Genomic DNA, 21,665 nt, shown 5'->3' with positions numbered 1-21,665 from the left:
GTTCACCGTAGTTTCTGAACAGACCGCGTCCCCGAGGGAAGGAGTAGGCAGTGCTCACGTTCCGTGTTTCCGCATAACACGAACCAGAAAGACAGATGAGCATGCCTATTTCCCTGAACAACATTTCTCTCGAGTGGCCCAATGGAACCACGTGCTTTGAAGGCCTGAACGCCGTATTTGATAGTCGGCTTACCGGGTTAATCGGCGACAACGGATCCGGTAAATCCTCCCTGATCAAGATCATCCTCGGTCAGCTCGAACCGACGAGTGGATCGGTGGAACGCCCCACGAATATCGCGTACTTGCCGCAGGACCTCACGCTGCGGGCGGATGACACCGTGGCTGATGTTTTTGGAGCCACTGAAATCCTCAACGCAATTGCATCGGTGGAGGCCGGGGAGTTCGATCCCCAGATGTTCGAAACCATCGGTGACCGGTGGGATATCGCCGCAGAGATCACCGCCACACTGTCCGCGCATGGACTCGACCTGCCTTTGGATAGAACCCTGAATACGCTTTCCGGCGGTGAAACAGTCCGGGTAGCGTTGGCCGCGTTGTTTTCCGGCGCCCCCGACTTCGGTGTCTTGGATGAGCCAACAAACAACCTCGACCACCACGCGAAAGAGCAGCTCATACGGGTGCTGGAGGCGGCGTCGGTACCTGTGCTCGTCGCAAGTCATGACCGCGACTTGCTGCAGAGCGCCACCGAAATTGCTGAGCTGCACGACGGCCGGCTGCGAATGCTCTCCGGCAACTTTTCCGCATACAAGGAGACGCTCGCGCAGGAGCAGGAATCAGCGATACGCGGGGTGAGGGACGCAAAAGCGAACCACCGCAAGCAGGTCAAGGAGCGGGAAGCGATGCAGACACGCATCGATCGGGATGCGCGCCGTGGAAAGAAGTTCGCCGCCTCGAAGCGCAAGCCCGGCATGGCGATGGGATTGGACAAGGACAGGTCTGAAAAGACTGCGGCGAGACGGGGGTCGGCCCACGCAGGAGCGGTGGAGGGCGCGCTCGCCGCCTACAACAAAGCCCAGGAAAAAGTCCGCGATGATCAAGCTGTCTTTATCGATTTGCCCGGCACCGAGCTGCCCAATGGTACCCGGGTCTTGGACATTCCCGGACTGACAGTCGTAGGTCCCGAGCGGGTGCGCATTACCGGTCCTAACGGAAGTGGCAAGACTACGCTGCTCAACTCCATCGCGAGTGGGCAGGCAGGCTACGTCATCGACGACGTGGGTTACCTTCGCCAGCGCATTACGCTCAACCCAGAGCTGACGGTGCTGGAGCTGGTGACGCAAACCAACCTCGAGGCAGAGCCGCAGTATATCCGCGACCAACTTGCGCAGCTGCTGTTTCAGAACGACACCGTGCACGCCCCCGTTGGCACGCTGTCTGGCGGGGAGCGATTCCGCGTTGAGCTCGCCCGTATCCTGCTTTCTCACCCAGCCCCGAAGCTATTGCTTCTCGACGAGCCCACCAACAATATCGACATTTCCACAGTGGACTGGCTCGTCTCCGCACTGGACAGCTACGCCGGTGCGATCGTCCTGGTCAGCCATGACGAGGATTTCTGTGCGCGAATAGGTCTCACCCGCGAAGTCACCATTGAGACCTTGCAGTAGGACGAACCCCTAGTGCTGGTGGTAGTCCGCCAGGAAGTTGCCTAGGCGCTCGATGGCGTTTTCCAACTGCGACGCCCACGGCAGGGTGACCACGCGGAAGTGGTCCGGGGTGGGGTAGTTGAAGCCGGTGCCCTGGACCATCAGGATCTTTTCGGATTTGAGCAGGTCCAGCATGAACTTCTCGTCGTCGTGGATGTTGTACATCTCCGCGTCGATCTTGGGGAAGCAGTACAGCGCACCCTTCGGCTCCACCACGGAGATACCCGGGATCTCGCGCAGCTTCCGCACGGCGACGTTGCGCTGCTTGTGCAGGCGCCCACCCTCGGCGGTGAGCTCGTAGATGGACTGCCGGCCGCCCAGCGCCACCTGGATGGCGTGCTGGCCAGGCACGTTCGCGCACAACCGGGTGCCCGACAGCAAATCAAGGCCTTCGATGAAGCCCTTGGCGCGACGGCGCGGTCCGGTAATCACCATCCAGCCGGCGCGGTAGCCGCACACCCGGTAGGCCTTGGACAGTCCGTTGAAGGTGATGCACAGCAGGTCGGGGGCGATTTCTGCCATGGAGATGTGCGAAGCTCCGTCGTAAAGCACGCGGTCGTAAATCTCGTCGGCGAGCACCATGAGCTCGTGCTCGCGGGCGATGTTGGCGATGCCTTCGAGCACCTCCCGCGAGTACACGGCGCCGGTGGGGTTGTTGGGGTTGATCACCACGATCGCTTTGGTGCGGTCGGTGATCTTGGAGCGGATGTCCTCGAGCGAGGGGTTCCAGTCGTCCTCCTCGTCGCACATGTAGTGCACGACCTTGCCGCCGGCGAGCGTGGACGCGGCGGTCCACAGCGGGTAGTCGGGGGCGGGGATGAGGATCTCGTCGCCGTCGTTGAGCAGCGCCTGAGTGGTCATGCTGATCAGCTCGGACACGCCGTTGCCCAGGTAGACGTCGTCGATGTCGAAGGGCGGGAAACCGTCGATCATCTCGTAGCGCGTGACCACCGCGCGCCGCGCCGAAGTGATGCCCTTGGAGGTGGTGTAGCCCTGGGAGGTGGGCAGGTTGGCAATCATGTCGCGCATGATCACGTCCGGCGCCTCAAAGCCGAAGACGGCCGGGTTGCCGGTGTTGAGCTTCAAAATGGTGTGGCCGTCGCGCTCCATCTTCTCCGCGGTGGCGGTCACCGGCCCGCGGATGTCGTAGAAGACGTTCTTCAGTTTGTCCGCTTGGTCGAAATGGCGGTGCTTTTGCAGTGGCTCACTCATGCCACACCACTGTAGGCCTCTTTAGTTCTTGCGGAAGCGGTTTATCGTGTTTTGCGCGACATCGAGCGCATCCGAGGTCAGCTGGTTGAACTGATCCTTGCGCTGCACCCGCATCATGGCCTGCTGGTGCGCCTTGGCGGATTCGATCTCCAGCTGGCGGCGCTTGATCTCCTGGCGGCGCTGCTGCTCCAGCTGCCGCAGGCTGGGGGTGTACCAGGAGTCGGGGCCGACCTTCATCACGTACAGCAGGATGAACAGGGTGGGGATGATCAGCAGGAAAACCGGGTGCAAAGCGGTCAGCCCGAGCGCGCCGACCGTGCCCAGCCAGAAGACACCTGCGCGCATGCGCTTGCCGGAGCGGCGCGCCTGCATGATCTCGCGGCCGCTGTAAAACACATCGCCCGAGTGCACTTCTTGCCTCTCGACGGCACCTCCGGCCGGCTGCGGCGGCAGATCCCCCAAAATCGGATCGAGGTCGGAGTGGACCTGTGCCTCGGCGACTTGCCGGCAGCGGTCGTCGAATTCGCCCATGTTGAGCCGGCCCTCGCCGAGTGCGCGGCCGAGGGTGTCCATGGCGTCCATGCGCTCCTGGTCGCCGATTCTGAAGTTGCCGTATGGGGTGCTCACGCCGGACATAGTAACGCCCCGGACGGCTGTCATGCACGTCCGGGGCGCGGGGAGGGGATTGGGGTTAGTCCTGTGTGCGCGGCTGCTTGCCGTCGTTCCAGCGGGAGTCGTCCTCGTGGGTTTCGGCTTCCTCCACGGTGTGCACGCCCTCGCCGAGGGGCTTGGTGTCCATGTCCTGGTTCGGATTGTCCGCACCGGCGCCAGCCTTGTTAGCCGCGCCGTCCGCCGGAGTGCCGATGCTGGTGTACAGACCTTCGTTTTCGGTAGTCATGCGCCCGATCCTAGCTACTGCCAGCGCTCGTCGGCGCCGGTTTCACGATCTTCGTAGCGCTTCTTCGCCTTGTCGTACTCGTCTTCCTGCAGCTGGTAGAAGTACACGCGCGGCAGCACGGCTTCGACCTTGTCCAGGTAGGTGGTGACGAACTCGTCGACGTCGTCGCGCTTGGCGGAGTCCTCGTTGACGTAGATGAACAGCGGGCGCGCCAGCGGGTAGTTGCCGCTCTTTGCTTCATCGGCGGTCGGGGCGACGCCGTCGACAAGCACGTTGTCGATGCGGTTGCGGGTCGGGTCCTCGGTGGCCAGGTAGTTGCCGATGCCCATGAAGCTCAAGCCGTTGACGTCCTCGGAGACCCACTTTGACAGCTCCTGGATGTCGTCGGTGGCCTGGTAGTCCTCGCGGATCTCGTCGCCGTCCAGCACGAGCTGCTCGAACACACCGAGGGTGCCGGAGCCGTCCGGGCGGCCGTAGAGGGTGATTTCCTCGTCGGGCCAGGACGGGTCGATATCCGACCACTTGGTCACGGCGGAGTCCTTCGCCCAGATGTCGTGCAGCTGCTGGATGGTCAGGTCCTCGGCCCAGTCGTTGTCGCGGTGCTTGACCAGCGTGATCGCGTCGAGCGCGATGGGCAGCTCGATGAAGTTCACGCCGGTGTCGGCGCACTGCTTCTGGTAGTCCACGTCCGCACCACTGCCAGGGATGGCCACGGAGGAGTCGTTGATGTCGGCCTCGCCCGCGCAGAAGGCCTCGAAGCCGTCGGTGGAGCCGACCGCGTCGATGTCCACGTCGAAGTCGTAGCGGTTGGCCATGTAGCTGGTGATCGGCTCGACGGTGGAAGAGCCGGTGACCTTGATGACGTCCTCGCCCGGGGTGGTGTCGTTGCCGCAGCCGACGGCCAGTGCGGCGACGGCGGCCAGTGCGGCGGTGGCGGTGAGTCGTTTACGCATTGCCCTTGCCCTCCCGCATCTCGATGCGCAGCTCGCGCAGCAGCTTGAACAGGTTGCTCCAGGAGCCCTTGGAGTTTGCCCAGTACTCGGGGAAGTTCTTCAGTTCTTCCTCCTGCTCCGGGGTCACGTTCGGGTTGATCTTGCGGTGAGCGCGGGCCTGTTCGTCCTCCAGCTTGTCGCGGTTGCCCAGGCGGGCCTGCAGCTCGCTGCGCAGCTCATCTGCGGTTTCCTCTAGCTCGTGCAGCAGCGCGTGCAGCTCGGCGTCGGGGGCTTCGCGGTTGATCAGGTCCTGCGCCAGCGGGGACAGGTCGGGGGTCTCGCCAGGGGTGTTTCCAGCGTTGGTCGGGTTCTCGGGAGTGGTCATTTCGGGGCTCCTTAGGAAAGTGCGTTGGAGATGAACACGGCCAGGATCGGGATGATGAAGAACACGCCGCCGATCCACGCGAAGACGTAGAGCTTGTTCTTCGTTGCTAGGGCTGCGAGCCAGTCGGAGCCGGCCGGCGGGAGCTTACGCAGGAACGGCACACCCAGGATCAGGATCGCGGCGAAGGTGTTGAAGAGCGTGTGCACCAGTGCACCGGCCATTGCTGCCTCGGCTTCGGCACCGGACGCGGAGAACGCGGCGATCAGGCCGGTGACGGTGGTGCCGATGTTGGCGCCGACCACGAACGGGAACAGGGTGCGCACTTTGAACTTGCCGGAGGCGGCCAGCGGCACGGTCAGCGCGGTGGTGGTGGAGGAGGACTGCACCAGGGTGGTGATGGCGGCGCCGGAGAGCACGCCCATGAACGCGTTCTTGCCCAGCGCGGCGTAGAGGATGTCCTGGGCCTTGCCCACCAGCAGTGCGTTGAGGATGTTGCCGATGAACTGGATGGAAAACAGAATCAGCGCGATACCCAGCACGGCCAGGACTATGCCACCCCAGACGTCGCCGAGCGGCTCGACCAGGCTGCCCACCAGGCCGACCAGCGGCTCAGTGATCGCGTCGATGAAGTCGCCGATGGACTCGAAGATGCCGGCCAGCACGCCCTCACCGGAGCCGGTCAGTGACGGTGCAATCGCGGTCGCTGTCTTGCCCAAAAAGCCGGTGAACATCTCCAGCGGGAAGAAGATCAGGATGGCGATCAGGTTGAAAAAGTCGTGCACGGTCGCCATGGAGAAACCCTGCTGGAACTGCTTCTTGTTACCGGCCAGGCCAAGCGCCACCAGGGTGGAGGTCACGGAAGTGCCCATGTTCGCGCCGAAGAGCATCGGAATCGCGATGTTCAGCGGCAGGCCGCCGGCGATCATGCCCACCACGATCGAGGTGGTGGTGGACGAGGACTGGATAATCGCGGTGGCGACGATGCCGATGGCCAGGCCCACGAACGGGTTTTCGGCGAAGGAGAACAGCTCTTCGGCGCGGTCGCCGGCGATGCCCTTGAAGCCGTCGCCGATCATGCCCACGCCGTTGAGCAGGACCCAGACGCCGATGAGCACGGCGATCCAGTTGGCTATCTGCTTGGCTTTGCCGTCGAGCGGGAGGAAGCCGAGCGGGTCCTTGCGTTCGTTGTCGTCGTCGACATCGAGGTCGTCGAGGTTTGAGTTCTCGTCTTCTTCGGTGCGGCCGGTGTTGTCGGCCACGGCGACGGAAGATCCGCCGGTAGCTTCGCGTTTCATTGTTTCCCAATCAGGTCGCTGACACAGGTGTGCTGGCCACCGTAGGGGCACCGTGTTAATGGAACGGTGTCCAAAAGGTGAACATTTGGGAAACGTGTGAGTTAGCTGTCAATTACTCACTGAACTGCGATTGGTGCAGGCGCCAGTACGCACCTTGCTTTTCGACGAGCTCCGCATGCGAACCTTGCTCCACAATCCTGCCGTCTTCCATCACAACGATCACGTCCGCGTCCCGGATGGTGGACAGGCGGTGCGCGATGACAAAGGAGGTGCGGTTGGACCGCAGCGCATTCATCGCGTCCTGGACCAGCACCTCGGTGCGGGTGTCCACTGACGAGGTCGCCTCGTCCAGGATCAAAAGCGACGGCTGCGACAGGAACGCACGCGCGATGGTGATCAGCTGGCGTTCACCGGCGGAGACGGACCCGCCGTCCTGGTCGACTTCCGTGTCGTAGCCGTCCGGCAGCGAGCGCACGAAGCGGTCCACGTACGTGGCCTTCGCCGCCTCGATGACCTCCTCGTCGGTGGCGTCGAGCCGGCCGTAGCGGATGTTGTTCATGATCGTGCCCTTAAACAGCACCGCGTCTTGCAGCACCATGCCGATCTGGCTGCGCAGATCTTCGCGGGAACAATCCCGGATGTCCACCCCGTCGAGGGTGATCGCGCCCGAATCGACGTCGTAGAAGCGCATGATCAGGTTCACCAGCGTGGTCTTGCCGGCGCCGGTGGGGCCGACGATGGCGGCGGTCTGGCCCGGCTCCACCCGCAGGTTCAGGTCCTGGATGAGGGGATCGTCCGTGTAGGAGAAGGACACATCGCGGAACTCCACCAGGCCCTCGGCGCGGCCGTCCATGCGGGCTTGGGAGCTGTCTTCGGGTTCCTCTTCAGCGTCGAGAAGCTCGAAGACGCGCTCCGCGGACGCCACGCCGGACTGGAGCATCTGCATCATGCCGGCGATCTCGCCGAGCGGCTGGTTGAACTGGCGGGAGTACTGGATAAACGCGGTGGCGTCGCCGAGCGTGAGCTTGCCCGAGGCGACCTTCACGCCGCCGAGGACCGCGACAGCCACGTACGACAGGTACGAGATGAACTGCATGATCGGGTGCATCGAGTTGGCCAAAAACTGCGCCTTCTGTGCCGCACCCGCGAGTTCCTCGTTGCGTTCGTCGAAGGTTTGGCGCAGCGCCTCGGTGCGGCCGAAGATGACCGCGACATCGTGGCCGGAGAAGGACTCCTCCACGTGCCCATTGACGTCGCCGGTGGCCTTCCACTGGGTGATGAACTGCTTTTGGCTGCGCGTGCCCACCAGGCCCATGACCAGGCCGGTCAGCGGGATGGCAAGCAGCGCCACTAGTGCCAGCTGCCAGGAGATGGCGAACATCATCACGATGATGCCCACGATGGTGATCACGGCGTTGAACAGTGAGGACAGGGACTGCTGCAGGGCCTGCTGCACGTTGTCCACGTCGTTGGTGGTGCGGCTCATCACGTCGCCGCGCTGCCGGGTGTCGAAGTAGCTCAGCGGCAGACGGTTGAGCTTTGCTTCCACCCGCTCGCGCAGGTCGAACACCGCCCGGATGGACAGCCTGTTCAAGATGGCGCCCTGGGCCCACATGAGCAGCGCCGACAGCACGTACAGCGCAAGCACTGCAACGATCAGTTCGCGCAGGCGGTCGAAGTCGATGCCGCTGCCGGGGGTCAGGTCCATCGCCGAGGCCATGTCCGCGAACCGGTCCTGGCCGGCGGCGCGCATGCCCTCGATCGCCTGCTCCTTGCTCATCCCGGCGGGCATGTGCTTGGACATCACGCCGGAGAAGATCACGTCCATGGCCCGGCCCATCACGCGCGGGGCGTACACCGACAGGAACACGGACACCGCGTTCATGGCGAACACGGCCACCAGCGCAAGCTTGTACGGCGCCAAAAGCCCCAGCAGGCGCTTTGCGGACGGCCAGAACTGCTTGGCCTTGCGCGGCGCCTTGCTGGAGAAGTCGTCGCCGGCCATCTTCTCTTCGTATTCGGCGAGCTGGTCGTCTGTCAGCTCAGTTCCGTGTTGGTTGCTCATGCGTCCACCTCCGCCTGGCTCGCTGCGATCTCCCGGTACGTTTCGCTGGTTTCCAGCAGCTCCTCGTGCGTGCCGCGCGCGACGATGCGCCCGGCCTCCATCACCAGAATCTGGTCTGCGTGCCGGATCGAGGAGACCTTCTGCGCCACCACGATCACGGTGCGGTCCTTGACCACCTCGCGCATCGCGGCGTTGAGGTTCGCTTCGGTGGTCGCGTCGAGCGCGCTGAACGAGTCGTCGAAGATGTACGCCTTCGGGTCCGCCACCAGCATGCGCGCGATGCACAGGCGCTGGCGCTGCCCGCCGGAGACGTTGGTGCCGCCCTGGGCGATCGGCATATCCAGGTCGTCGACGAAGCCGGCCTGCGCCACTCGCAGCGCCGCCCACAGCTCATCGTCGGTGGCGTCGGGGTTGCCCATGCGCAGGTTCGTCGCCACGGTGCCCGAAAACAGCCACGGTTTCTGCGGGACCATGCCGGCAGCCGTGACCAGGCTGGCTCTGTCGAGGTCGGTGACCGGATGGCCGTCGATAAGCACGCGCCCCGACGTGGGGGAGTACAGCCTCGGCAGCAGCCCCACCAGCGTGGTCTTGCCGCTACCCGTCGAGCCGATGATCGCCGTCGTGGTCCCCGGGCGCGCCTCAAACGAGATCTCCTCGAGCACCGGCTGCTCCGCGCCGGGGTACGTGTAGGAGACATCCTCGAAGCGCACGACACCTTCGCCTATCGACGCCTCTCCGGTCGCCCCCGCACCCGCCTCATAGCCGAGCACCTCGTCCACGCGATCCGCGCAGACGATCGCGCGCGGCAGCATCATGAGCATGAACACGCCCATCATCACCGCCATGAGAATCTGCATCAGGTACTGCATGAACGCGGTGAGCGAACCGACTTCCACCAGCCCCTCGTCCACGCGGTGGCCGCCGAACCACAGCACCGCGGCGGTGGCGAGGTTCATGATGAGCATGATCACCGGGAACATGGTCACAAACACGCGGCCGATGTTCAGGCTGAGCTTGCTCAAGTCCGTGTTGGCGTCGTGGAAGCGCTCCGCCTCGTAGTCCTCCCGGCCGAACGCGCGCACCACGCGGATGCCCGCAATCTGCTCGCGCAGCAGGCCGTTGATCGCGTCCAGCTTCGCCTGCATCTTTTTGAACAGCGGCATCAGGATGGCGGCGATGACACCCACGACAATGGTGAGGACCAGCACCGCCGTGACCACCAGCCACGACATGCCGGCGTCCTGGCGCAGCGCCATGATGATGCCGCCGATGGCCATGATGGGTGCTGCGACCATGAAGTTGAGGAACAGCAGGACCGTCATCTGCACCTGCTGGACGTCGTTCGTGCCGCGGGTGACCAGCGTGGCGGCGCCGAAGTGGCCCATGTCCTCGTTGTCGAAGCTGGAGACTCGGTCGTAGACCGCCTTGCGGATGTCGCGGCCCGTGTTCATGGCCACCTGCGAGGCGAACCAGAACGCGCACACGGCTGCCGCGAGCTGCACAAGCGCGACGACGAGCATGATCCCGCCGACGCGCCAGATGTACGGCACGTCGGCGTTAGCGACGCCGTTGTTGATGATGTCCGCGTTCAGGTCCGGCAAGTACAGCGTGGCCAGGGTGGTGACCAGCTGTAACACGATGACCAGCGCGATCTTGCCGCTGTACCGCCTGCCAAAGCGTGCGGTGAGGCGGATGAGATCCATGAGTGCCCCTCTCTTTTTGTCCGGGGCAATATTAGACCGGTGGGGGTAGAAACAACGGGCCGAAGGGGTGCGCAGGCGCAGTGCGAACTCCGGCTGCGTCTACTCCGGACGGTCTAGCCAGGGTAGTGCTCGGGCAGGCCGTCTTTGCCGTACGACAGGCGACGGTGCAGCCATTCGAACGGCCCCGGCCTGCCAGCCCTCTCAAGTGCCCACGCACCAGCTACCGTGGCCAGCCAGATAAGCACCGCCCAGCCAAGCTTTCCGGAGATTGCTGCGTCGCGGGTCGCCCACCAGAACGCGGGCTGGGTTGTCAGGATGAAGAGGATCGTTTGCGCAAGGTAGCCGCTCATGGAACGTTTCCCCAGCGCCACTAGCGGCTGGGCTAGGTGCGGGAGGGAACCGGAGGCGTTGATACGCGATTGCAACGGCCGGCACGCGAGGGAGATGGCAGCGAGGATGCCGGGGCCGGTGAGCATGCCGACGAGCTCGTTGGTGGCATTGAGCCCTGTAGCCCACCTGGGTTCGAGCGCGCCGATTTCCGCGCAGCCCCACGGGATGCCGACGGCCGCGATAACTACGGCTGCAAGAATCGCCCACCCGCGGAGCATCCGGGAGTTGCCGTCGACGTCGCCGAAGATACCGCGGCGGCCCCAGACGAACCCGACCACGACAAGCGGGAAGAAGGCGAGCATCTCGATCACGCCCATTGCCGGGTACACCCAGAAGTTGGTCAGGCCCGCGGCTATGCGGTCGCTGAGGTCGACGATGCGCGCGGGGCTGCCGTCTATTGGTTCCGCTGTCGACGAAAACGCGGCGAATACGCCAGGTGCCCGAAGTACCGCGTTCAGGGCGAACGCAGCACCTGCGAGGGCGTAGAGGGCCTTGTCGCTCCACCCGATGAACAAGCACAGGATGAGTGCCGCGATGCCGTAGGCCGTCATGATGTCGTTGGTGAAAAACAGCGTCTTATGCACCAGACCGAACAGGAACAGGAACCCGTAGCGGCGCGCGAGCACCATGCGCCGGGCGCGCAGCGGGTAGCCGCGCCGCTCGAGGCTGACAAAGATCATGCCGACGCCAACACCGAGCAGGGTGGCAAACATGGGCAAACCGCGCACGTGCACGAAGAGCGTCTCGAAGAAGACGAGCAGCTTCTCCAACACGGTGCCGTCACCGTTGTAGCCGCCGAGGCCCGCCGCGTGGTCGGCGCCCTCGGCAGGGTCCCAGTCAGTGACCATGTTGGCCATCGCGATGCCGACGAGAGCGAACCCGCGGGCGAGGTCGGGGGCCACGAACCGCTGGCGGGCCGCAGTGCGCTCACCGGTGTGTGTTGTGGTCCCTGTCGCGGTCACTTCACTGCCCTCCGCTGCACGGCAGCGTACGCGGCGGCGGCAAGGACCGCGACCCAGACCGCAAGAGTGACCACGCCGGCCGTGCCGTTCCCGGCCGCGCCGCCCGGCAGGAGCTTCTCCAGGGCCGCGGCCCACGGCTGGTTGATCGCGCCGAGGGCAGTCTCCACAATGAGCGACTCTACGACCCAGACGAAGAAGGACGCGGTGCCCGAACCGAGCAGTACGGCTGTCAGGGCCGCGAGGAGCGGGTACGCGATCCACAGCTCGGCCTGGCCGCGCACCATATCTGCGCTGTCGGCGCCTTCCAGAGCGACGCTGTCGACAAACACGTGCGCGCCGCCGAGCCCGATCGCCGAGGCGGCAAATGCCGTCAGTATGCAGGCGAGAGCTGCGATTCCGACGCGACATGCGAGCTCCCAACCGCGGTGGTTCGACGCGAGGTAGGCGTAGCCGATCGTGCCGCGCGAGTGCGCGCTGCCGGCGGGGAAAGCGCCCGCGGCGAACGCCACAGGGAGCATCAAAGCGGCCGGGATGAGCAGCATTGCAGGGTCTGCGGTGCTTGTACCGTTGGGGCCGAGGAGCATCGCGACGGCCATGGGCCCGAGAATGAGGGCGGCCGCGACAAACGCGAGCAGGATGCGCGTCGCGGGGCGGGAAAGGACTTCCCGAAGCGTTGCTTTCAGTGTGTGCATGGAAAACCTCCTACGTCCTATTTCGTCGACTCCAGGAACACTTCTTCGAGGCTTCGGCGGGATTCCTGGAGGGAGTACACCGTCACCCCGGCGCGCTGGGCGGCCTCGCCGACGTCTCGGGCGGTGGCGTCGTCGACGACAACGGAGTCGCCGATGACCTGGCCGCCGACGGCCTCAGCCAGCCGCGCCGGGTCGCTGCAGGTCGCCTCAACCCGGTTGGAGCCCAGGAAGTCCTCGAGCGGGCCCTCACCGGCGAGGCGGCCGCGGTTGATCACCACAAGGCGGTCCGCAGTGAGCTGCATCTCGCTCATCAGGTGCGAAGAGACGACTACCGCACGACCCTCGGCGGCCATCTCGCGGATGCGCCCCCGCATCCAGGCCACGCCCTGCGGGTCGAGGCCGTTGACCGGCTCGTCCAGGATGACGTTGGATGGGTCCGCGATCAGCGCGCTGGCCACGCCGAGGCGCTGTCGCATGCCGAGGGAGTAGTTTTTCACTTCCCGTTTTGCCGCCTCCGCGAGCCCGAACGCCTCGAGCGCTTCGTCGGCGCGGGATTCCGGCACGCCGGCGTAGTCGGCGACCATCTTCAGGTGGCCGCGCCCAGTCATGTGTGGGGCGATCCATTCCGGGTTGAGCAGTGCCCCGACGACGCGTGCGGGTTGGTCGAGGGATCGGAAAGCGGAGCCGTCGATAAGCGCCTCGCCCTCGTTTGGGGTTTCTAGTCCGACGATCATGCGCATGGTCGTGGACTTGCCGGAGCCGTTCGGGCCCAAGAAACCGGTGACGGCACCGTCCGGCGCCGTGAACGACAGCGCGTCTACGGCGGTGGAGCTTGAATATCGTTTGGTCAGGTTGTGAACTTCGATCATGGTTCCCACAATCGCGCGCGGCGCGGGTGAAATCGTCCGCCCGCGGGTGTAAATCGGCGTGTACACCCTCGGGTGTACGCGGCTAGTGGCCCAGCAACTCGCCGGTGCTCACCAGACCCGCGCGGAACGCGAAGAGGACGGCGTGGACGCGGTCGCGGGACTCGGTCTTGAACAGAATGCGGTGCACGTGCGTCTTCACCGTCGCGGGGGAGAGCGTCTCGGCCTCGGCAATCTCCTCGTTTGAGTAGCCCAGCGCCACCAAGCGCAGGACCTCCACCTCGCGCGGGGTGAGTCGCTCGAGCATTGCCTCGTTGCGTGCCGCCTCCCGCTGCTCGGGGGCTTGCGCGGCGCCGATGACGTGGCGCGTCACCTTCGGCGCGAGTACCGCGTCGCCGCCGTGGACGGTGCGCAGCGCGTCGAGCAGCTCGTCAGGGTCGGCGTCTTTGAGCAGGAACCCGGAGGCCCCGGCGTCAAGCGCGCCGAGGACGAGGTCGCGCTCGTCAAAGGTGGTCAGCATGATCACGCGGGTGTCCGGGTGCTCGGCGAGCAACGCGCGACAGGCCTCGATGCCGTCCGTGCCGGGCATCTGAATGTCCATGAGCACGATGTCCGCCGCCGGCTGCCCGGCCACCCCCGCGCCGTCGCCCGCCTGCCAGATCACGTCCATGTCGTCCTGGGAGGTGACGAGCAGGGAGAAGCCGGCGCGCACGAGCGGCTGGTCGTCCACAAGCGCTACGTTGATCATCGTGGTACCTCCGCGGTCAGGACGAACTCGCCGCCGTCGTCGGTCACGCTCACGCGCCCGCCGTGCGCCGCGACTCGCTCGCGGATGCCCACAAGCCCGAAACCGTCGGGGTCGTGCTTGCTTTTCGGCGCAGCGTTGACCGCCTCCACACGCACCGACTTCGCGTCGGCGGAAAAGGTGAGCGCACCTTCCGGTGCGGGCGCGTGGCGCAGCATATTAGTGATGGCCTCCTGGCAGACACGGTAGATGGTGAAGAGCGTGAGCGGCGGCATATCCTCGGGGAGCTCGTCGAAGCCCGCGACGGTTAAGTCGAGGCCACGGGCGCGGGCGTCGTCGAACAGCGCGGTGAAGTCGCGTCGGCCCGGGGCAGCGCCGGTGGGTGCCGTGGCATCGTCGTCGCGTAACACGCTGAGCAGTCCGCGCATCTGCGACAGCGCGGTGCGTGATTCGGCGCTGATAGTTTCAAGGGCATCCCTGGCCACTTCTGGGTTGTGTTTGGATGCGTATCGCGCACCGTCCGCCAGGGTGGTGATCCCGGCGAGAGTGTGGGCGACGATGTCGTGCATCTCCCGTGCGATCTGGGTGCGCTCGCGGACGTGAGCGAATTCGATCTGCTGCTCCAACTCGGAGATCTTTTCCCGCCGGTTGCGAAGCTGAGCGCCGAGAAGGAAAAAGAACCCTAGAAACACCCACGACAGCGCCACCGTGCGGACTGCGACGGCTGCGGCGCGCCACGCGGACTGGCCGCCCGGCCAGTCCGGTGTGAACATGCTGTGGGTGAAAAGTGCGACGGTGGGTATCGCGAGGAGCCAGACGGTCAACCAGGTGCGGTCGCGCCGGGGGACCCGGGATGAGGTGACGACCGCACCGAAGGCGAGCGCCGGTTCCCAGTAGAGGGGGACGCTCAGCGCAACAAGGCACAGCGCGACGCTGGCGCACGCGGCGATCCCGGCGACGGCTGCGGCGGGGCGGACGCCGTACGCCGCGCAGCAGGCACCGCACACGGCGATGAGGGCGGCGCCGACGGCGGTACCGGCCGCACCGTAGGGGGACTGGACTGTGACCCAGTCGAAAGCGAAGAGCAAGGTCAGGATCGCGATGACTACGAGCGCGGTCGCCCGCTGCCAGGTTATGTTCATGCGTTCGCCCCGTTCTCGGCGAAGAAGCGCTGCATCGTGGCCAGCCATTGCATGCGAACCAGGATAGGTCCTCCCGGGTGACCCAGCGGCGGTCAGACACTCGCTCCCGTCGAGGTCAGTTCCGCAACAAAAGATCGACACGTCGCGCGGACGTGTCGATTCGGTTGATGTGGCTTTCCGCCACGAGGCCCTAATGGCCGGCGCGGGAGTGGCCGAGCATGTCCTCCCACTCCACGATCTTCTTGCGCTCGCGCGGGAAGTTGGCGTCGGCGGCGCCGAGTGCGCGCTCGGCCTCGTCGAGCTTGTACCAGCCTTCCCAGGTGGCGTAGTCCACGCCGCGCTCGCGCAGCAGGTCGAAGATGTCGTCGGCGCCGGTGTGGGTCGGCGCGGCGAGCTTGCCGGCGTCGGCGTCGGCCACGAGCATGTCGGTGGTTTCCTTGGCGTCGGACTTGGTGTTGCCGATCAGGCCAACGGGTCCGCGCTTGATCCAGCCGGTGACGTAGAGCTTGTCCTCCGGTGCTGCGCCTTCCTCTGCGGTGACCAGGACGTGGCCGCCGTCGTTGGGGATGACGTGGCGCTCGAGGTCGAAGGGCACGCCCTCGACCGGCTCGGAGCGGTAGCCCACGGCGTGGTAGACCTGCTGGACCGGCCAGTCGGTGAACTTGCCAGTGCCTCGGATGCCACCGTTGCCGTCGAGCTCCTGGCGCTCGGTGCGGATGCCGGTCACGGCGCCGGAATCGTCGGTGAGCACCTCCACCGGCTCCTCGAAGAAGTGGATGTGGATCTTGTGCGGGGCGTCGTCCGGCTCGCGCATGGCGTACTGCTCCAGCACCTGGCAGTTCAGGTCGATGGACTTGTCGGAGCGGCGGACCTGCTCGGACAGCTCGTCGTAGTCGATGTCCTCGGGGTCCACGAGCACCTGAATGGTGTCGGACTCGTCGAGCTCGCGCAGCTCCTTCGGCGTGAACTTCGCCTGGGCGGGCCCGCGGCGGCCGAACATGTGCACGGTCTCGGCCTTGTTGTTCTTCAGGGACTCGTAGACGTTGTCCGGGATTTCGGTGACCGTGAGCTCGTCGCCGGTCTTGGCCAGGATGCGGGAGATATCGAGTGCCACGTTGCCCACGCCGACGACGGCGACTTCCTTGGCCTCGAGGTTCCAGTTGCGCTCGAAGCGCGGGTTGCCGTCGTAGAAGCCGACGAACTCGCCGGCGCCGATGGACTTGTCGCCGCCCGGGATGAGCAGCTCGCGGTCGCGCACCGCGCCGGTGGAGATGACCACGGCGTCGTAGTAGTCGCGCAGGTCGTCGATGGTGATGTCGCGGCCGACGGTGACGTTGGCGATCAGGCGCAGCTTGTCCTTGTCCAGCACGTTGTGCAGGGACTTCACAATGCCCTTGATTCTCGGGTGGTCGGGGGCCACGCCGTAACGGATCAGGCCGAAGGGGGCGGGCATCTGCTCAAAGAGGTCGACGTGGATGTCGTGCTCTTCGTTGCGGATTAGCAGGTCGGAGGCGTAAATGCCGGCTGGGCCGGCTCCAACTACGGCGACGCGCAGGCTCATAAGTTTGTTGTCCTTTCGCAAAAGGGTGTGTTGATGTTGGACACTATAGCGTATAGACCGAGTGGTCTTAAACCTATTCCAATTTTCATTCGGCCCACCCCAAAACGCTTTACATTCACGGCATTAACCGGCACTTTCGGTAGTCCGGTTGTTTCAGACCGAGTAGTCCGGCACTATTGGCCAGCAATAGCTCCGGGCTGCCCGGATGTGTACAGAGTTGTCTAGTTAGGGAGGGCAGATGAGCGCACCCACGAAGCCCAGGACACGCGCCAAAAAGCCGGAGGGGCAGTGGCTTATCGACGGCTCCACGCCGCTGAACCACGACGAGGAGATCAAGCAGGAGTCCCCGGTCCTGGACGTCAAGCAGCGCGTGATCGACGTCTACTCCAAGGGCGGCTTCGACTCCATCGACCGCGAGGACCTGTACCCGCGCTTTAAGTGGCTCGGCCTGTACACCCAGCGCAAGCAGAACCTGGGCGGCGAGTTCACCGGCGAGGACAACAGCGTGCTCGAAGACAAATACTTCATGATGCGCATCCGCTTCGACGGCGGCATCTGCTCCACCGCGCAGGCCCGCGCCGTCGGCGAGCTCTCCCGCGACTACGCGCGCTCCACCGTGGATCTGACGGACCGCCAGAACATCCAGTTCCACTGGGTGCGCATCGAGGACGTTCCCGCGATCTGGGAGAAGCTGGAGGAAAACGGCCTGAACACCTGGGACGCCTGCGGCGACGTGCCGCGCGTGATCCTGGGCTCCCCGGTCGCCGGCATCGCCAAGGACGAGATCATCGACGCCACACCGGCGATCCGCGAGATCCAGAAGATCGTCACCAACGACGAGTTCCAGAACCTGCCGCGCAAGTTCAAGACCGCCATCTCCGGCAACGCCCGCCAGGACGTCGTCCACGAGATCAACGACCTCGCCTTCATCGGCGTCGAGCACCCCGAGCTCGGCCCCGGCTTCGAGTGCTACGTCGGCGGCGGCCTGTCCACCAACCCGATGCTCGCGCAGTCCCTCGGCGCATTTGTCACCCTCGAGCAGGTGCCGGACGTGTGGGCGAACGTGGTGCGCATCTTCCGCGACTACGGCTACCGCCGCCTGCGCAACCGCGCGCGCCTGAAGTTCCTGGTCAAGGAGTGGGGCGTGGAGAAGTTCCGCCAGATCCTCGAAGAGGACTACCTGGGCTATGCGCTTCCCGACGGACCAAAGGCCCCCAACAACCTGGTCGACCGCGACCACATCGGCGTCCACGAGCAGAAGGACGGCAACGTCTACATCGGTGTGAAGCCCACGCTGGGGCACATGTCCGGCGAACAGCTCATCGCACTCGCCGACCTCGCCGAACGCTACGGCGTGACCGACCTGCGCTTCACTCCGTTCAAGGAGGTGCTGCTGCTCGGGGTCACACCGGAGGACGTCGAGAAGCTGCAGGCTGATTTGGAGGAGATGGGCCTGTACTCTAACCCCTCCGAGTTCCGCCGCGGCCTGCTTAGCTGCACCGGCCTGGAGTACTGCAAGCTCGCGCACGTGACCACCAAGTCCCGCGCGATCGAGCTGGCGGATGAGCTGGAGGAGCGCTTCGGCGACCTGGATTCCCCGATCACCATTTCGCTCAACGGCTGCCCGAACGCGTGCGCGCGCCACCAGGTTTCCGACATCGGCTTGAAGGGCCAGATGGTGGACAACGGCGAAGGCGAAAAGGTCGAGGGGTTTCAGGTGCACCTGGGCGGCACCATCGGCGAGGGCGCGAACTTTGGCCGCAAGGTGCGCGGCCACAAGGTGCTGTCCACCGAGCTGACGGATTACGTCACGCGCGTGGTGCAGCATTACGTGGACAAGCGCGAGGACGGCGAAACATTCCGTCAGTGGGTCGCCCGTGCGGACGAGGACGACCTGCGATGAGCTTTCGCCGGGCCCCGAATCCGAACCGCAATTTCCCCTCGTTTTGCCCCTATTGTGGCGGCGAGGACCTCTGGCCGAACGAGGAGACGGACTTTGCCTGGAAGTGCGGGGAATGCCTGCGCATTTTCGAGGTGAAGTACCACGGCCAGGACGATCCGGACACCCCGCACGCGCCCGCGCCGTCGACGGAGGAGGCGCTGCAGGCCTCCCTGGCACGGCACGGGCACACCGCAGTAGTGAAGGAAGAGAAGCGATGACCAACCTGCTCAACCAGCCGGGAGGAAACTTCCGCGACCCCGACATCAGCCCGGAGGGGCCGAAGGAGACGGCGGCGTTGCCGGAGGACGTCGCCAAGCAAAACGCCCAGTTAGTCGAGGAGTGGGCACCCAAGCTTTACGACGCATCCGCCGCCGACATCTTGAGCTGGGCCCACGAGCACGCCCCCGGCAAGCTCGTGGTGACCTTGTCTATGGAAAACACCGTGCTGGCGGAGCTGGCCGAGCGCCACCTGCCGGACGCGGACTTCCTCTTTTTGGACACCGAGTACCACTTCCCGGAAACCCTCGAGGTGGCCGACGCCGTAGAGGCCCGCTACCCCTCGCACACGCTGGTGCGCGCAAAGGCCCAGCTTTCCCGCCCGGAGCAGGACAAGGTGTACGGCCCGAACCTGTACCTGCGCAACCCCGGCGCGTGCTGCCGGATGCGCAAGGTGGAGCCGCTGGCGGTGCACATGAGCCCGTACGCCGGCTGGATCACTGGCCTGCGCCGCGCCGACGGCCCCACCCGCGCTGAGGCGCCCGCGCTGAGCCTGGATGGAACCGGCCGGCTGAAGATCTCCCCGCTGGTGACCTGGTCGCTGGAGGACACTGAAGGCTCCGAGGAAGACAACGACCTGATCATCCACCCGCTGACCCGCCAGGGCTACCCCTCCATCGGCTGCGCGACCTGCACGATGCCGGTGGCCGAAGGGGAGGACCCGCGCGCCGGGCGCTGGGCGTTCGCATCCAAGACTGAGTGCGGCCTGCACGAATAAAAGGAGTGTTAGAGAAGATGACGCAAGCAACGACAACTGAGCTGTCGCCGCACCTGAAGGACTTGGAAAACGAGTCCATCCACATCATCCGCGAGGTGGCCGGGCAGTTCGACAAGATCGGCCTGCTGTTTTCCGGCGGCAAGGACTCGTGCGTGGTGCTCGAGCTGGCGCGCCGGGCCTTCGCGCCGGCGGCGATGCCGATTGAGCTGCTGCACGTGGACACCGGGCACAACTTCCCGGAGGTGATCCAGTTCCGCGACGAACTCGTCGAAAAGCACGGCCTGCGCCTGCGCGTGGCCGAGGTGCAGGACTGGATTGACCGCGGCGACCTGCAGGAACGCCCAGACGGCACCCGCAACCCGCTGCAGACCGTGCCGCTGGTGGAGACCATCGCAGAGGTCGGCTACAACGCAGTGCTTGGCGGCGCGCGCCGCGACGAGGAACGCGCCCGCGCCAAGGAGCGCGTGTTCTCCGTGCGCGATTCCTTCGGCGGCTGGGACCCGCGCCGCCAGCGCCCCGAGCTGTGGGACCTGTACAACGGCGCGACGCTGCCGGGCGAGAACGTGCGCGTGTTCCCCATCTCCAACTGGACCGAGGCGGACGTGTGGGAGTACATCGGCGCGCGCGGGATCGCCCTGCCGTCGATTTACTTCGCGCACGACCGCGAGGTGTTCGGCCGCGACGGCATGTGGCTGACCCCGGGCGAGTGGGGTGGCCCGCGCGACGGCGAGCAGCTTGAGACCCGCCGCGTGCGCTACCGCACCGTGGGCGACATGTCCTGCACGGGCGCGGTTGATTCGGACGCGTCCACGATCGACGAGGTGCTCGTCGAGATCGCCAACTCCACCCTGACCGAGCGCGGCGCGACGCGCGCCGACGACCGCCTGAGCGAATCCGCCATGGAAGACCGCAAGAAGGAAGGCTACTTCTGATGACTACGACTACCTCCGCCGCGGCCGCCCTGGCAGACCGCGAAACGCTGCGCCTGTGCACCGCCGGCTCTGTCGACGACGGCAAGTCCACCTTCGTCGGCCGCCTCCTGCACGACACGAAGTCCGTCCTCGCCGACCAGCTCGCCTCCGTGAAGCGCACCAGCGCAGATAGGGGCTTTGAGGGGCTCGATCTTTCCTTGCTTGTCGACGGGCTTCGCGCCGAACGCGAGCAGGGCATCACCATCGACGTGGCCTACCGCTACTTCGCTACCGACAAGCGCACCTTCATCCTCGCCGACACACCGGGCCACGTGCAGTACACGCGCAACACCGTGACCGGCATGTCCACCTCCCAGGTGGTCGTGCTGCTGGTGGACGCCCGCAACGGCGTGGTGGAGCAGACCATCCGCCACCTCACCGTGGCCAAGCTGCTGGGCGTGCGCACCGTGATCCTGGCGGTGAACAAGATCGACCTGGTCGGCTACTCCGAGGAGACCTTCAACGAGATCAAGGCGGCGTTCGACGCCAAGGCCGCCGAGCTGGGCATCGAGGACCCGCATGTGGTGCCGATCTCCGCGCTCAAGGGCGACAACGTCGCGGAGCGCAGCGCCGAGACCTCCTGGTACACCGGCCCGACCGTGCTGGAGCTGCTGGAGACCATCCCGGTCAACCACGGCCGCGCCGACGACCTGGACTTCCGCTTCAACATCCAGTACGTGCTTCGCGAGCACGCCACCGACTACCGCGCCTACGCCGGCCGCGTCAACGCCGGCTCCGTCTCCGTCGGCGACGAGATCCTCGCCCCGCACGGCCGGAAAACCACCGTGGCCGGCATCGACACCTCCGACGGCCCGGTGGAGACCGCCCACGCCGGCGACTCCGTCGCGCTGCGCTTGGCGGACGAGATCGACCTGACCCGCGGCGACCTTTTGGCCTCGGGCACCCGGCCGGAGGACGTGCGGGAGTTCGCCGCCACCGTCGTGGGGCTTACCGAGAAGGAGCTGCGCGCCGGGCAGGCCGTGAAGCTGCGCATCGGCACCGCGTTCGTGCGCGCCCGCGTGGCCAGCGTGGACCGCGTCCTCGACATCGACGGCGCCGCCGGCGACAACACCTCGCCCGAGTCCGTCGCCCTCAACGAGATCGCGCACGTGACCATCCAGACCGCCGACGAGCTGCCGGTCGAGCCCTACGCCGCCCGCGGCGCGGTGGGCAACTTCCTGCTCGTGGACCAGTCTTCCGGCAACACGCTGGCCGCGGGTCTCGTCGGAAAGCGCCTGCACTAGGA

The 21,665-nt window shown here is 65.6% G+C and carries 20 protein-coding genes; 6 read left to right on the top strand and 14 right to left on the bottom strand.

What is annotated here, in order from left to right:
* Nucleotides 1-101: 101 nt before the first annotated feature.
* On the top strand, nt 102-1,625 hold the full coding sequence (locus MHX64_RS04920) for an ABC-F family ATP-binding cassette domain-containing protein (protein ID WP_239356061.1): 1,524 nt from the start codon (nt 102-104) through the stop codon (nt 1,623-1,625).
* A gap of 9 nt (nt 1,626-1,634) precedes the next feature.
* Here MHX64_RS04920 and MHX64_RS04915 read toward each other — a convergent pair whose 3' ends face one another.
* The 14 genes from MHX64_RS04915 to MHX64_RS04850 all read right to left on the bottom strand — a co-directional run bounded on the left by MHX64_RS04915 (nt 1,635) and on the right by MHX64_RS04850 (nt 16,512).
* The gene (locus tag MHX64_RS04915) at nt 1,635-2,876 is read right to left on the bottom strand and encodes a pyridoxal phosphate-dependent aminotransferase (protein WP_239356060.1); all 1,242 of its coding nucleotides are present in this window, start codon (nt 2,874-2,876) and stop codon (nt 1,635-1,637) included.
* A gap of 21 nt (nt 2,877-2,897) precedes the next feature.
* Entirely contained in the window at nt 2,898-3,512 is a 615-nt protein-coding gene (locus MHX64_RS04910) for a DUF1707 domain-containing protein (RefSeq protein WP_202032101.1), read from the bottom strand.
* A gap of 55 nt (nt 3,513-3,567) precedes the next feature.
* Nucleotides 3,568-3,774 carry a hypothetical protein gene (locus MHX64_RS04905; RefSeq protein WP_239356059.1) on the bottom strand — a complete coding sequence of 69 codons (207 nt, stop codon included), beginning with the start codon at nt 3,772-3,774 and terminating at the stop codon, nt 3,568-3,570.
* Nucleotides 3,775-3,788: 14 nt separating this feature from the next.
* On the bottom strand, nt 3,789-4,727 hold the full coding sequence (locus MHX64_RS04900; protein ID WP_239356057.1) for a substrate-binding domain-containing protein: 939 nt from the start codon (nt 4,725-4,727) through the stop codon (nt 3,789-3,791).
* The gene (locus MHX64_RS04895; RefSeq protein WP_239356056.1) at nt 4,720-5,091 is read right to left on the bottom strand and encodes a hypothetical protein; all 372 of its coding nucleotides are present in this window, start codon (nt 5,089-5,091) and stop codon (nt 4,720-4,722) included. The genes MHX64_RS04900 and MHX64_RS04895 overlap by 8 nt, the downstream gene beginning before the upstream one ends.
* Before the next feature lie 11 nt (nt 5,092-5,102).
* The gene (locus tag MHX64_RS04890) at nt 5,103-6,386 is read right to left on the bottom strand and encodes a Na/Pi symporter (protein ID WP_239356055.1); all 1,284 of its coding nucleotides are present in this window, start codon (nt 6,384-6,386) and stop codon (nt 5,103-5,105) included.
* A 112-nt stretch (nt 6,387-6,498) separates the two neighbouring features.
* A complete protein-coding gene (locus MHX64_RS04885) occupies nt 6,499-8,451 on the bottom strand; it encodes an ABC transporter ATP-binding protein (RefSeq protein WP_239356054.1) in 1,953 nt (650 codons plus the stop codon).
* Nucleotides 8,448-10,154, bottom strand: coding sequence for an ABC transporter ATP-binding protein (locus tag MHX64_RS04880; RefSeq protein WP_239356053.1), 1,707 nt, complete (start codon nt 10,152-10,154; stop codon nt 8,448-8,450). Before MHX64_RS04880 ends, MHX64_RS04885 begins: the two co-directional genes overlap by 4 nt.
* Before the next feature lie 113 nt (nt 10,155-10,267).
* Nucleotides 10,268-11,506, bottom strand: coding sequence for a DUF418 domain-containing protein (locus MHX64_RS12060; RefSeq protein WP_239356052.1), 1,239 nt, complete (start codon nt 11,504-11,506; stop codon nt 10,268-10,270).
* Nucleotides 11,503-12,198: a hypothetical protein gene (locus MHX64_RS04870; protein WP_239356051.1), complete on the bottom strand. Its 696-nt coding sequence runs from the start codon at nt 12,196-12,198 to the stop codon at nt 11,503-11,505. Before MHX64_RS04870 ends, MHX64_RS12060 begins: the two co-directional genes overlap by 4 nt.
* Nucleotides 12,199-12,215: 17 nt before the next feature.
* Nucleotides 12,216-13,067 carry an ATP-binding cassette domain-containing protein gene (locus tag MHX64_RS04865; RefSeq protein WP_239356050.1) on the bottom strand — a complete coding sequence of 284 codons (852 nt, stop codon included), beginning with the start codon at nt 13,065-13,067 and terminating at the stop codon, nt 12,216-12,218.
* An 82-nt stretch (nt 13,068-13,149) separates the two neighbouring features.
* A complete protein-coding gene (locus tag MHX64_RS04860; RefSeq protein ID WP_239356049.1) occupies nt 13,150-13,812 on the bottom strand; it encodes a response regulator transcription factor in 663 nt (220 codons plus the stop codon).
* Nucleotides 13,809-14,951: a sensor histidine kinase gene (locus MHX64_RS04855; RefSeq protein WP_239356048.1), complete on the bottom strand. Its 1,143-nt coding sequence runs from the start codon at nt 14,949-14,951 to the stop codon at nt 13,809-13,811. Before MHX64_RS04855 ends, MHX64_RS04860 begins: the two co-directional genes overlap by 4 nt.
* Nucleotides 14,952-15,141: 190 nt before the next feature.
* Nucleotides 15,142-16,512 carry an FAD-dependent oxidoreductase gene (locus MHX64_RS04850; RefSeq protein WP_239356047.1) on the bottom strand — a complete coding sequence of 457 codons (1,371 nt, stop codon included), beginning with the start codon at nt 16,510-16,512 and terminating at the stop codon, nt 15,142-15,144.
* Nucleotides 16,513-16,750: 238 nt separating this feature from the next.
* On the opposite strand from MHX64_RS04850, the gene MHX64_RS04845 reads away from it, so the two are divergent.
* The 5 genes from MHX64_RS04845 to MHX64_RS04825 are packed head-to-tail and all read left to right on the top strand — an operon-like array spanning nt 16,751 to nt 21,663.
* On the top strand, nt 16,751-18,415 hold the full coding sequence (locus MHX64_RS04845) for a nitrite/sulfite reductase (protein ID WP_239356045.1): 1,665 nt from the start codon (nt 16,751-16,753) through the stop codon (nt 18,413-18,415).
* A complete protein-coding gene (locus MHX64_RS04840) occupies nt 18,412-18,672 on the top strand; it encodes a hypothetical protein (RefSeq protein ID WP_070472049.1) in 261 nt (86 codons plus the stop codon). Before MHX64_RS04845 ends, MHX64_RS04840 begins: the two co-directional genes overlap by 4 nt.
* Nucleotides 18,669-19,448 carry a phosphoadenylyl-sulfate reductase gene (locus MHX64_RS04835; protein ID WP_239356044.1) on the top strand — a complete coding sequence of 260 codons (780 nt, stop codon included), beginning with the start codon at nt 18,669-18,671 and terminating at the stop codon, nt 19,446-19,448. Before MHX64_RS04840 ends, MHX64_RS04835 begins: the two co-directional genes overlap by 4 nt.
* 17 nt (nt 19,449-19,465) lie before the next feature.
* Nucleotides 19,466-20,380: a sulfate adenylyltransferase subunit CysD gene (gene cysD / locus MHX64_RS04830; protein ID WP_194560608.1), complete on the top strand. Its 915-nt coding sequence runs from the start codon at nt 19,466-19,468 to the stop codon at nt 20,378-20,380.
* On the top strand, nt 20,380-21,663 hold the full coding sequence (locus tag MHX64_RS04825) for a sulfate adenylyltransferase subunit 1 (RefSeq protein WP_239356043.1): 1,284 nt from the start codon (nt 20,380-20,382) through the stop codon (nt 21,661-21,663). Before cysD ends, MHX64_RS04825 begins: the two co-directional genes overlap by 1 nt.
* Nucleotides 21,664-21,665 lie beyond the last annotated feature (2 nt).

This window comes from Corynebacterium sp. ACRPZ, from assembly GCF_022346205.1.
GTDB lineage: Bacteria > Actinomycetota > Actinomycetes > Mycobacteriales > Mycobacteriaceae > Corynebacterium > Corynebacterium lehmanniae.
This window is presented reverse-complemented; position numbering and strand designations above follow the sequence as displayed.

Bases quoted from the DNA above. Each gene is read 5' to 3' on its own strand.
- MHX64_RS04880 (WP_239356053.1), bottom strand. From the start codon at position 10,154: ATGGATCTCATCCGCCTCACCGCACGCTTTGGCAGGCGGTACAGCGGC.
- MHX64_RS04920 (WP_239356061.1), top strand. From the start codon at position 102: ATGCCTATTTCCCTGAACAACATTTCTCTCGAGTGGCCCAATGGAACC.
- MHX64_RS04885 (WP_239356054.1), bottom strand. From the start codon at position 8,451: ATGAGCAACCAACACGGAACTGAGCTGACAGACGACCAGCTCGCCGAA.
- MHX64_RS04890 (WP_239356055.1), bottom strand. From the start codon at position 6,386: ATGAAACGCGAAGCTACCGGCGGATCTTCCGTCGCCGTGGCCGACAAC.
- MHX64_RS04870 (WP_239356051.1), bottom strand. From the start codon at position 12,198: ATGCACACACTGAAAGCAACGCTTCGGGAAGTCCTTTCCCGCCCCGCG.
- MHX64_RS04825 (WP_239356043.1), top strand. From the start codon at position 20,380: ATGACTACGACTACCTCCGCCGCGGCCGCCCTGGCAGACCGCGAAACG.
- MHX64_RS04835 (WP_239356044.1), top strand. From the start codon at position 18,669: ATGACCAACCTGCTCAACCAGCCGGGAGGAAACTTCCGCGACCCCGAC.
- MHX64_RS04840 (WP_070472049.1), top strand. From the start codon at position 18,412: ATGAGCTTTCGCCGGGCCCCGAATCCGAACCGCAATTTCCCCTCGTTT.
- cysD (WP_194560608.1), top strand. From the start codon at position 19,466: ATGACGCAAGCAACGACAACTGAGCTGTCGCCGCACCTGAAGGACTTG.
- MHX64_RS04860 (WP_239356049.1), bottom strand. From the start codon at position 13,812: ATGATCAACGTAGCGCTTGTGGACGACCAGCCGCTCGTGCGCGCCGGC.
- MHX64_RS04905 (WP_239356059.1), bottom strand. From the start codon at position 3,774: ATGACTACCGAAAACGAAGGTCTGTACACCAGCATCGGCACTCCGGCG.
- MHX64_RS04850 (WP_239356047.1), bottom strand. From the start codon at position 16,512: ATGAGCCTGCGCGTCGCCGTAGTTGGAGCCGGCCCAGCCGGCATTTAC.
- MHX64_RS04855 (WP_239356048.1), bottom strand. From the start codon at position 14,951: ATGAACATAACCTGGCAGCGGGCGACCGCGCTCGTAGTCATCGCGATC.
- MHX64_RS04895 (WP_239356056.1), bottom strand. From the start codon at position 5,091: ATGACCACTCCCGAGAACCCGACCAACGCTGGAAACACCCCTGGCGAG.
- MHX64_RS04865 (WP_239356050.1), bottom strand. From the start codon at position 13,067: ATGATCGAAGTTCACAACCTGACCAAACGATATTCAAGCTCCACCGCC.
- MHX64_RS04910 (WP_202032101.1), bottom strand. From the start codon at position 3,512: ATGTCCGGCGTGAGCACCCCATACGGCAACTTCAGAATCGGCGACCAG.
- MHX64_RS04915 (WP_239356060.1), bottom strand. From the start codon at position 2,876: ATGAGTGAGCCACTGCAAAAGCACCGCCATTTCGACCAAGCGGACAAA.
- MHX64_RS04900 (WP_239356057.1), bottom strand. From the start codon at position 4,727: ATGCGTAAACGACTCACCGCCACCGCCGCACTGGCCGCCGTCGCCGCA.
- MHX64_RS04845 (WP_239356045.1), top strand. From the start codon at position 16,751: ATGAGCGCACCCACGAAGCCCAGGACACGCGCCAAAAAGCCGGAGGGG.